9 protein-coding genes are annotated in these 9,673 nt (G+C 72.8%); 6 read left to right on the forward strand and 3 right to left on the reverse strand.

Translation table 11 applies throughout. The features are described 5' to 3' along the window. Positions 1–56 precede the first annotated feature (56 nt). Positions 57–848 carry a nucleotidyltransferase domain-containing protein gene (locus ACWGIG_RS11750; protein ID WP_453321391.1) on the forward strand — a complete coding sequence of 264 codons (792 nt, stop codon included), beginning with the start codon at positions 57–59 and terminating at the stop codon, positions 846–848. Between the two features lie 233 nt (positions 849–1,081). Here ACWGIG_RS11750 and ACWGIG_RS11755 read toward each other — a convergent pair whose 3' ends face one another. Next, positions 1,082–1,897 carry an inositol monophosphatase family protein gene (locus tag ACWGIG_RS11755; RefSeq protein WP_453321383.1) on the reverse strand — a complete coding sequence of 272 codons (816 nt, stop codon included), beginning with the start codon at positions 1,895–1,897 and terminating at the stop codon, positions 1,082–1,084. Between the two features lie 167 nt (positions 1,898–2,064). Between ACWGIG_RS11755 and ACWGIG_RS11760 the strand changes: the two genes are divergently transcribed. From ACWGIG_RS11760 to ACWGIG_RS11775, 4 genes are all read left to right on the forward strand, one after another. Further along, a complete protein-coding gene (locus tag ACWGIG_RS11760; RefSeq protein ID WP_453321384.1) occupies positions 2,065–3,162 on the forward strand; it encodes a lipoate--protein ligase family protein in 1,098 nt (365 codons plus the stop codon). 215 nt (positions 3,163–3,377) lie between these two features. Then, positions 3,378–3,929 (forward strand): O-acetyl-ADP-ribose deacetylase, encoded by a 552-nt coding sequence (locus tag ACWGIG_RS11765; RefSeq protein ID WP_453321385.1) that lies wholly within the window; start codon positions 3,378–3,380, stop codon positions 3,927–3,929. A 130-nt stretch (positions 3,930–4,059) separates the two neighbouring features. Further along, positions 4,060–5,526 (forward strand): AlkA N-terminal domain-containing protein, encoded by a 1,467-nt coding sequence (locus ACWGIG_RS11770; RefSeq protein WP_453321392.1) that lies wholly within the window; start codon positions 4,060–4,062, stop codon positions 5,524–5,526. Between the two features lie 17 nt (positions 5,527–5,543). Further along, positions 5,544–6,053 (forward strand): methylated-DNA--[protein]-cysteine S-methyltransferase, encoded by a 510-nt coding sequence (locus tag ACWGIG_RS11775; protein ID WP_453321386.1) that lies wholly within the window; start codon positions 5,544–5,546, stop codon positions 6,051–6,053. Between the two features lie 51 nt (positions 6,054–6,104). Here ACWGIG_RS11775 and ACWGIG_RS11780 read toward each other — a convergent pair whose 3' ends face one another. Continuing rightward, the gene (locus ACWGIG_RS11780) at positions 6,105–6,824 is read right to left on the reverse strand and encodes an SIR2 family NAD-dependent protein deacylase (protein WP_453321387.1); all 720 of its coding nucleotides are present in this window, start codon (positions 6,822–6,824) and stop codon (positions 6,105–6,107) included. 98 nt (positions 6,825–6,922) lie between these two features. Further along, a complete protein-coding gene (locus tag ACWGIG_RS11785; RefSeq protein WP_453321393.1) occupies positions 6,923–7,903 on the reverse strand; it encodes an ArsR family transcriptional regulator in 981 nt (326 codons plus the stop codon). Positions 7,904–7,985: 82 nt separating this feature from the next. On the opposite strand from ACWGIG_RS11785, the gene ACWGIG_RS11790 reads away from it, so the two are divergent. Beyond that, positions 7,986–9,311 carry an MFS transporter gene (locus ACWGIG_RS11790; RefSeq protein ID WP_453321388.1) on the forward strand — a complete coding sequence of 442 codons (1,326 nt, stop codon included), beginning with the start codon at positions 7,986–7,988 and terminating at the stop codon, positions 9,309–9,311. Positions 9,312–9,673 lie beyond the last annotated feature (362 nt).

A 9,673-nucleotide genomic window follows, 5' to 3' on the forward strand; every position in this document is an offset into this window, starting at 1 on the left:
TGAACAGCCGCATCGACGCCGCCACGGACACCGCTGTCGGCACCACCGTCGCCACCATGGCCGAACGCCTTGCCGCCGTCCCCGGCGTGCACGCCGTGGCCCTCGGCGGCAGCCGTGCCAGGGGAACCCACCGCCCGGACTCCGACTGGGACCTGGGGGTGTACTACCGGGGCGAGCCCGACGTCGTCCGACTCGCCTCCCTCGCAGCCGAGTTCACCGGGCAGCCGGTGGAGGTGGCCGGGCCGGGCGGCTGGGGGCCGTGGGTGGACGGCGGGGCGTGGCTGTCCGTCGAGGGAACGGCGGTCGACTGGATCCTGCGCGACCTCGACCGCGTCGAGGGCGTGTGGGAGGACTGCCGGGCGGGTCGCTTCGAGGTCGGCGTGCAGGCCGGGCACCCGCTGGGCTTCTGGTCGCCCGCGTATGCGGGAGAGGTCGCGCTGTGCCGGGTACTGGCCGACCCTTCGGGCGGGCTGACGGCACTGCGGGCCGCCGCGCAGCACTATCCGGACGCCCTGCGCGACGCGCTGATCGGGGCGGCGTGGGAGGCGGACTTCTCGGTCGCCGCCGCCCGCAAGTCGGCGGCGGGCGAGGACGTACTGCACGTCTCGCTGTGCCTCTCGCGGGCCTTCGGCGTCCTGGCGCAGGCGATGCTGGCGCACGGCCGGGTGTGGTGCGTGAACGAGAAGGGCGCACTGGCCGCAGCGGCCCAAGTCGCCTGCGCACCGGCCGACTTCGCCGGACGGGCGACGCGGGCGCTGCGCGGGCTGGACGGGGAGGCGGTGCGGGCGGCGGGCGCGTTGGTGGACGAGGTGCGCGAGCGGATGGAGACCGCGCACCCACTGACCTGATCCTGCGACAACCCGGCTCATGCGACCAGGCTCATGCGACCAGGCTCAAGCGATCCGGGTCGTGCGATCCGGGCCGGGCGATCCGGTCCAGGCAATTCGGCCCGGGCGATCCGGGTCATGCGATCCGGTCCAGGCGATCCGGCCCAGGCAATCCGGCCCAGGCAATCCGGCCCAGGCAATCCGGGCCGGATCCGCCCCGCTCCTGGCCGACTCGGGCTCGCTCCGTCCGTCGCTCAGCCCTTCGCCAGCAGCCCCCGCACCCGTTCCGCCGTCGCCGTGTCCCTGGCCGCGGTGAAGGGCATCGCGTTGCCCCCCGTGATCCGGTAGCGCTCGCCCGTGCGCGTACGGTCCGTGCCGCCCGCCTCCTCCACCAGGAGCAGGCCCGCCGCGTGGTCCCAGGCCAGCTCCCAGGAGAACGCCACCGACTCCAGCTCGCCCCTGGCCACCGCCAGGTACTCCAGACCCGCCGACCCGCACGGCCGGGGCTCGACCCCGTCCACCGACAGCGCCAGCAGGGCCCGCTTCTCCTCCGGAGTCGTGTAGTCCGGGTTCGAGATCGCCACCCGGAGCGGGCTGCCGGGTGCGGGGGAGCCGGACCGGAGCGGCTCGCCGTTCAGCGTGGCGCCCCGGCCCCGCACCGCGACGGCCATCTCGTCCAGTGCCGGGGCGTACGTCCACGAGGCCAGCAGCTCGCCGTCCACCGCCAGCGCCACCAGCGTGCAGAACCCCGGCTCGCCGTGCACGAACTGCCGCGTCCCGTCGACCGGATCGACGATCCACACCGGCGCCGTGCCCCGTATCGCCTCGTACGCAGCAGGATCCGCGTGGACCGCTTCCTCGCCGACCACCACCGAGCCGGGCAGCAGGCGCGTGAGTGAGGCCGTCAGGTGCTCCTCGGCACCCCGGTCCGCGACCGTCACCAGGTCGTAGGGGCCGTTCTTCTCCAGCACCTCGTGCGCGGCGAGCTGCTGGTAGCGCGGCATGATCTCGTCGGCGGCGGCCCGGCGGACGGCCTCCTCCACAGCGGCGACAAGCGAGTTATCGATCATGCCGTCCAGCAAAGCACGCGGCACTGACAACGCGCTGTGAACGGGACGCGACGAGATGCGTACGGGCATCCCGCGGAAGGCCGGGAACGGGAGGAATGTCCCGGCTCGGGATAGCGTTGTCGCAGGTCACAACCACCCCTGCGGGTGCCTGATGGAGGCGGAACACGGTGCACGGTGAATACAAGGTTCCCGGCGGAAAGCTCGTCGTCGTGGATCTCGACGTCGAGACCGACACGGCGGCCGCAGCGGATGCTGCGGGCGCGATCGGCGGCGTCCTGCGCGACGTCCGGGTGGCGGGGGACTTCTTCCTGGAGCCCGACGAGGCCATCCTCGCCATCAACCGTGCCCTGGAGGGCGCACCGGCAGACACCGACGCCGCAGGTCTGGCCGCCCGGGTGGAGGCCGCCCTCCCCGAGGGCACGGTGATGTTCGGCCTCACCGCCGAGGGCATCGCGATCGCGGTCCGCCGCGCCCTCGCGCACGCCACGGACTGGACGGACTACGACTGGCAGCTCATCCACGAGGCCCCGCAGTCCCCCGCCCTGCACATGGCGCTCGACGAGGTGATCACCGCCGAGGTCGCGGCCGGCCGCCGCCCGCCGACGCTGCGGGTGTGGGAGTGGGGCGCCCCCGCCGTCGTCATCGGCAGCTTCCAGTCGCTGCGCAACGAGGTCGATCCACAGGGCGCGGCCCGGCACGGGATCGAGGTCGTGCGCAGGATCAGCGGTGGGGGCGCGATGTTCATCGAGCCGGGGAACACCATCACGTACTCGCTGTCCGTGCCGACCGCTCTCGTCCAGGGCCTCTCCTTCGCGGACAGCTACGCCTACCTCGACGACTGGGTGCTGGGCGCCCTCGGAGACATGGGCGTCAAGGCCTGGTACCAGCCCCTCAACGACATCGCCACGGACGCCGGGAAGATCGCGGGCGCCGCCCAGAAGCGCATGGTCGGTGACTCGGGCGGGGCGGTCCTGCACCACGTGACGATGGCGTACGACATCGACGCGGACAAGATGACGGAGGTGCTCCGGATCGGCAAGGAGAAGCTGTCCGACAAGGGCACGAAGAGCGCGAAGAAGCGGGTCGACCCACTGCGCCGGCAGACGGGGCTGGCGCGGGAAGCGGTCATCGAGCGGATGATCGAGTCGTTCCGGGGGCGGTACGGGCTGGAGAAGGGCTCGGTGTCGGACGACGAGATGGGGCGGGCGCGGGAGCTGGCGGAGGGGAAGTTCGGGACGGGGGAGTGGACGGCGCGAGTGCCGTAGCCGCTTGGGGTGGCGAGAGACGGTGGGGTCGGTGGGGGTGCTGGTTGTAGGTGCCTGCGGAGTGTTGGGGGCTGAGGTTCGGGGCTGCGCCCCGTGCCCCGCTGCGCCGTGCGTCCTCAAACGCCGGACGGGCTGGGTGGTGAGTGCCGGACGGGCTGGGTGTGGGTCGCCGAAATGGTGCGCGGTGGTCGGAGCGGACCCGGCAGGATGCTCTCATGGCTCTCTCCACCCCAGTGATCACCCTCGTTCGCGGCGACATCACCGACCAGCAGGTCGACGTCATCGTCAACGCCGCCAATTCCAGCCTCCTCGGTGGCGGCGGTGTCGACGGCGCGATCCACCGTCGCGGTGGCGGCAGCATCCTCACCGACTGCCGCAAGCTGCGCGCCTCGCACTACGGGCGCGGGCTGCCGACCGGCAAGGCCGTCGTCACCACCGCGGGGAAGCTGCAGGCGCAGTACGTCGTGCACACGGTCGGGCCCGTCCATCAGCCGGGCCTGGCCGGTGAGGCCGAGCGTGCGCAGGCCGAGCTGCTTGCCTCCTGCTATCGCGAATCCATGCGCCTGGCACGGGAGTTGGGGGCCACGAGCATCGCCTTTCCCGCCATCTCCACCGGGGTCTACCGGTGGCCGTTGGCCGACGGCGCGCGGGTGGCGGTCCGTACCGTACGGGAATCGGCGCAGGCTCCGCTCCTCGACGTGCGGTTCGTACTGTTCGACGATGCCGCCTTCGCGCATTTCGAGCAGGCGCTGGTCGCCGCAGGCTGATGTCGGATTTCCGCCAGCCGGACGGGGGCGGGTGCCCGATGCTGGAGGCATGTCACTCACTCCGGCAGCGCAGGACACACAGGAATCGCACGGCATGCACAGCATGCGTGGCGCGCAGGGCGCCCGTGCCATGCACACCGACACCGAGCGGTGCGTACGCGCCGTGCAGTCCAAGGACGCGCGCTTCGACGGATGGGTGTTCACCGCCGTCACGACCACCCGGATCTACTGCCGGCCCAGCTGTCCCGTCGTCCCGCCCAAGCCGCAGAACATGACGTTCTACCCGAGCGCCGCCGCCTGCCAGCAGGCCGGGTTCCGGGCCTGCAAGCGGTGCCGCCCCGACACCAGCCCCGGCTCCCCCGAGTGGAACGCCCGCGCCGACTCCGTCGCCCGCGCCATGCGCCTCATCCGGGACGGCGTCGTCGACCGGGAAGGCGTGCCGGGACTTGCGGCCCGGCTCGGATACTCGACCCGGCAGGTCGAGCGGCAGCTGCGCGCCGAGCTGGGGGCCGGGCCGCTCGCCCTGGCCCGCGCCCAGCGCGCCCAGACCGCACGGCTGCTCATCGAGACGACATCGCTGCCGATGGCGGACATCACCTTCGCGGCGGGCTTCTCGTCCGTACGCAGCTTCAACGAGACGGTGCGGGAAGTCTTCGGCCTCGCCCCCGGGGAGCTGCGCGCCCGCGGACGCAAGGGGGACGTGCAGGCCCCCGGAGTGATCAGCCTGCGGCTGCCGTTCCGCGCCCCGCTCCACCCCGACAACCTCTTCGGCCACCTCGCCGCGACCGCCGTCCCCGGGGTCGAGGAGTGGCGGGACGGGGCCTACCGCCGCACCCTCCAACTTCCTTACGGACACGGCATCGTGGCGCTCTCCCCGCGCCCCGACCACATCGCCTGTCGGCTCTCCCTCACCGACCTGCGCGACCTCACGCACGCCATCAGCCGCTGCCGCTGGCTGCTCGACCTGGACGCCGACCCGGTCGCCGTCGACGAGCGGCTGAGCGCCGACCCCCTGCTCGCGCCGCTGGTGGCAAGGGCGCCGGGGCGACGGGTGCCGCGCACCACCGACGCCGCCGAGTTCGCCGTACGGGCTGTGCTCGGCCAGCAGGTGTCGACGGCAGCCGCCCGTACGCACGCGGCACGGCTCGTCACCGCGCACGGCGTGCCGATCGACGACCCGGCCGGCGGGCTCACCCACCTCTTCCCGGCCCCCGAGGCGCTCGCCGGTCTCGACCCCGAATCCCTCGCCCTGCCGCGCAGCCGCCGCACCACGCTCACCACCCTCGTCGCCGCCCTCGCCGACGGCTCCCTCACCCTCGACGTCGACAGCGACTGGGACCTGGCCCGTGCCCAGCTCCTCGAACTGCCGGGGTTCGGCCCCTGGACCACCGAGGTCATCGCGATGCGCGCCCTCGGAGACCCGGACGCCTTCCTCCCCTCCGACCTCGGAATCCGGCGCGCCGCACAGGAGTTGGGACTTCCGCACACCCCGGCCGCGCTCACCGCGCGTGCCGCCGCGTGGCGGCCCTGGCGGGCGTACGCCGTGCAGTATCTGTGGGCGACCGACTCCCACCCCATCAACCACCTCCCGAAGTGATGGAGTTGAGCCACATCATGACCGCACCGCTCAAGCAGCACACCCTCATGGAGAGCCCGTTCGGGCCACTCACCCTCGTCGCCACCAACGGCGTACTCTCCGCCGTCTACATGGTCAACCACCGCCACCAGCCGCCCGAGGAGACCTTCGGCGACCGCGACCCGGAGTCGTTCCCCGAGGTGATCGACCAGCTGAACGCCTACTTCGACGGCGAGTTGAAGGAATTCACCCTCCCCATCCACCTGGAGGGCACGCCCTTCCAGCGCACCGTCTGGGCCGAACTCCTCAAGATTCCGTACGGCGAGACCCGCTCGTACGGCGAACTCGCCCAGGCCCTCGGCAAGCCGGGCGCGTCACGGGCCGTCGGCCTCGCCAACGGCAAGAACCCGATCAGCATCGTCGTCCCCTGCCACCGCGTCATCGGCTCCGGCGGCAGCCTCACCGGCTACGGCGGCGGCCTGGACCGCAAGCAGCACCTGCTCGCCCTGGAACGCGGCGAGTCCGCGCAGGAGGGCCTGCTCTTCTAGGCCGATCCCCCGGGTCTCTCGCGTCCCTCGGCCCCCTCGCGCGGCTCTCCCTCAGGCCAAACCCTCCAGCAGCGCGGGCAGCGCCGTCCCGATCGGCTCCCGCACCACCTCGTCCGCCAGCGCGTCGTACGGCGTCGGCTCCGCATTGACGATCACCAGCCGCGCCCCGTGCTCGGCGGCCAGCCCGGCCAGCGACGCGGCGGGGTGCACCGCCAGGCTCGTCCCGACCGCCACGAACACCTCGCACGCCTTGGTCACGGCCAGCGCCTCGCCCAGCACCATCGGGTCCAGCGACTCCCCGAACATCACCGTCGCCGACTTCAGGATCCCGCCGCACGCCAGACACGGCGGGTCCGCCTCGCCCGCTTCCACCCGGGCGAGGGCCTCGTCCATCGAGGAGCGGACCTTGCAGCGGGTGCAGGCCACCGCCCGCGCCGTACCGTGCAGTTCGATCACTTTGCGGTCCGGCATGCCGCCCAGCTGGTGCAGTCCGTCCACGTTCTGCGTGATCACCCGGACCGCGAAGCCGTCCCGCCGGTCCAGCTCGGCGACCGCACGGTGCGCGGCGTTGGGCACGGCGTCCAGGGCCGTCCGCTCCCGGCGCATCAGCCACGACCTGCGGCGGATCTCCGGATCGGCCATGTAGTAGCTGTACGTGACGAGCTTCTCGGCCTCGGGATCGCGCCGCCACAGCCCGTTCGGGCCCCGGTAGTCGGGGATGCCGGAATCGGTCGAGACACCGGCACCGCTGAGGATCGCGACAAGAGTCATGGGCGGAGGTTACGCATCCGGGCGCGGCCGACGCGACGTCTTTTGCAGGTCGGCCACCTGCACGCGGCTGTGCAGCGGCCCGGGAACCCGGTGCATCGTCAGGACGGGCCTTCCGCCTGGGAGTTCACCAGTTGATCAGCGGTCTCCGTCCGGTAGTAGAGCACCGACCGCCCCGCTCTCCTGCGTCGTACCAGACGGGCGTCGAGCAGGACCTTCAGGTGGCGGCCCACCGAGCCCAGTGCGAGACCGGTCATCGCGACCAGCTGGGAAGTGCTCTTCGGGGAGTCCAGGAGGACGAGAATGCCCGCCCGGCCCCGGCCGACGAGTGCGCCCAGGGCCTCCGGGGCGGGTGGCCGGCCGGGTTCGGCCAAGGAGCCCGCGCACGGGTACACCACGGCGAACCGGTGTGGGCCCTCCCAGGACACCCAGCTCGTGGCGAAGCTGACCGGGACGAAGAGAAGCTGCGCCCCGGAGGCCTCGCGCGGAGGGAAGTCCTGGGTGTTGATCTGCAGCCGGTCGCCGCCCAGCCAGCGCATTCCCGGCCGCATGGCGTCCAGCGCCGCCACCCAGCCGCCCCGGCTCAACTGTGCGGTGCGCGCCACGATGTCGGCCTCCAGGACCCGGCGGCGGCTCGGCCACCGGGGGAGTACGGTCCGCTGCCACACCCAGTCGAGGAGGTCGGCGGTGCGTTCCGCGAGGTCGGTGCGGCGCAGGGCGGGGGGCGGCGGACCGTCGAGCGCGACCGTCAGATCCGCGAGCACCGAATCGGCGGGAGTGGCGCGGACCCGCGCCAGCTCCTGCGCGAAGGTCTGCTCGCCGTCACCGGCCGGGGTGGGGGTGATGAAGTCCGCGTTCCAGGTCGGGCGGAACGCCGCCTCCAGGAGGAGGGGCGTCAGCGGGTCATCGGCGAGCCTGCCCCGGTAGGCGGGGAGGTGGGCGTCGAGCCAGGCACGCTCACCGGGATGCGAGACGGGGGCGTGCCGCTGGAGCATCTTGAGGCTCGAAATCGCCTCGCTCAGAGGGGAGATGACGAACCGTCCACCCGCGAGCGTGTCCGCGTCCACCTGCCACCAGCCCATCGGCCCACCGCCCTTCCGAAGATTGTTTCGCACTGGTGCGAAACAGTAACGCCGCCCCCCAGGGGACTCCGACACTCCCCTCATGCGCACCTACCGCGAACTGTTCCGACAGCCGGAGTTCACCCCGCTCTTCCTGACCGTCTCCATGAAGTCCGCGGCGCAGACCGTCACCGGCCTCGCCCTCGGCATCCTGATCTTCGAATCGACCGGTTCGCCGCTGCTGTCCTCCCTCGCCATGTTCGGGCCCTCGCTCGCGCAGCTCGTCGGCGCCGGCACCCTCCTGTCCGCCGCCGACCGGCTGCCGCCGCGTGCCGCGCTCGCGGGCCTGGGCGTGCTCTTCGGCCTGGCCACCGCCGTCCAGGCGATCCCGGGACTACCGGTGGGAGCATCCTTCGCGGTCCTGCTGACGCTGGGCGTCCTCGCGTCGCTCGGCGGGGGAGTGACGTACGGACTCCTCAACGAAATCCTCGTCCGGGACGGCTTCCTGATCGGCCGCTCCGTGATGAACATGTCCAACGGTGTGATGCAGATCTGCGGATTCGCCGTCGGCGGACTCCTGGTCAACCTCATGTCGCCGCAGGGTGCGCTGCTCGTCGGCGCCGCCCTCTACTTCGCGTCGGCGGGGTGTGCGCGGTTCGGGCTGACGCGCAGGCCGCCGCGGGCGAGCGGGCGGGCCTCGGTGGCCGAGACCTGGCGGACCAACGCACTGCTCTGGTCGTCGAAGCCGCGCCGGTACGTCTACCTCATGCTGTGCGTGCCGAACGGGCTGATCGTGGGCTGCGAGTCCCTGTACGTGCCGTACGAGCCCGGGCAGGCGGGGCTGCTGTTCGCCTTCGCGGCGTGCGGGATGCTGATCGGGGACACGGTGGTGGGGCGGTTCGTGCCGGCCCGGTGGCGGGCCAGGGGCGGGCCCGCGCTGCGGCTGCTGCTGGCCGCTCCGTACCTTGTGTTCTTCCTGCGTCCTTCGCTGCCGGTGGCCCTGGGCGTGGTGCTGGTGGCGTCCGTCGGCTTCGCGGCGACGCTGATGCTCCAGGAGCGGCTCATGGCGCTGACGCCGGACAGCCTGAGCGGGCACGCGCTGGGGCTGCACACGTCGGGCATGCTGGCGATGCAGGGGGTGGGGGCGGGGCTGGCGGGCGGGGTCGCCCAGTTCACTTCGCCGGGGGTGGCGATGGGGGTGATGGCGGGGGTTTCGGTGGTGGTCACGTTGGGGTTGGAGCGGGGGGTTCGGGCTCAGGTGCGGGTCTCGGCCTCGGGCCCGGCTCCGGCCTCGGCTCCGGCCTCGGGCCCGGCTCCGGCCTCGGGCCCGGCTCCGGCCTCGGGCCTGGGTCAGGCCCTGGCCTCGGACCCGGCGCAGGGCCCGGCCCCGGGACCGGAACAGGCGGCGGCGCCTGGTGGCACCGGGTGAGCGGGTGCGGTGCGGGTGCGTGGGCCGCCTCGCGGGATGGCCCCTCCTCGCCCCTTCACCGCTGTGACATTTGCGGTTCCGCCGCGGGGCGCTCGCCGCGGGGCGGGGACGGTTCACGGCTCGTGCCGGTGGGGGCTGGGGTTCGGGGCTGCGCCCCGTGCACGGCTGCGCCGCGCGTCCTCAAACGCCGGACGGGCTGAGGCGTGCCGGGTGGGCTGAGGGGTGCCGGAGGGGCTGAGGGGTGCCGGGCGGGCTTGGTCACGCGCCGGGGGGGTGCCCCTATGACTTTGGTCAAGGGGTTGGGGCGGGTTGGGGGTCGTAGAAGGTGCCGTCGCGGAGCATGGCGAACAGGACGTCGGCCC

This window comes from Streptomyces sp. NPDC054863 (assembly GCF_053610825.1).

Bases quoted from the DNA above. Each gene is read 5' to 3' on its own strand.
- ACWGIG_RS11750 (WP_453321391.1), top strand. From the start codon at position 57: ATGGCCGAACGCCTTGCCGCCGTCCCCGGCGTGCACGCCGTGGCCCTC.
- ACWGIG_RS11755 (WP_453321383.1), bottom strand. From the start codon at position 1,897: ATGATCGATAACTCGCTTGTCGCCGCTGTGGAGGAGGCCGTCCGCCGG.
- ACWGIG_RS11765 (WP_453321385.1), top strand. From the start codon at position 3,378: ATGGCTCTCTCCACCCCAGTGATCACCCTCGTTCGCGGCGACATCACC.
- ACWGIG_RS11770 (WP_453321392.1), top strand. From the start codon at position 4,060: ATGCACACCGACACCGAGCGGTGCGTACGCGCCGTGCAGTCCAAGGAC.
- ACWGIG_RS11775 (WP_453321386.1), top strand. From the start codon at position 5,544: ATGACCGCACCGCTCAAGCAGCACACCCTCATGGAGAGCCCGTTCGGG.
- ACWGIG_RS11780 (WP_453321387.1), bottom strand. From the start codon at position 6,824: ATGACTCTTGTCGCGATCCTCAGCGGTGCCGGTGTCTCGACCGATTCC.
- ACWGIG_RS11785 (WP_453321393.1), bottom strand. From the start codon at position 7,903: ATGGGCTGGTGGCAGGTGGACGCGGACACGCTCGCGGGTGGACGGTTC.
- ACWGIG_RS11790 (WP_453321388.1), top strand. From the start codon at position 7,986: ATGCGCACCTACCGCGAACTGTTCCGACAGCCGGAGTTCACCCCGCTC.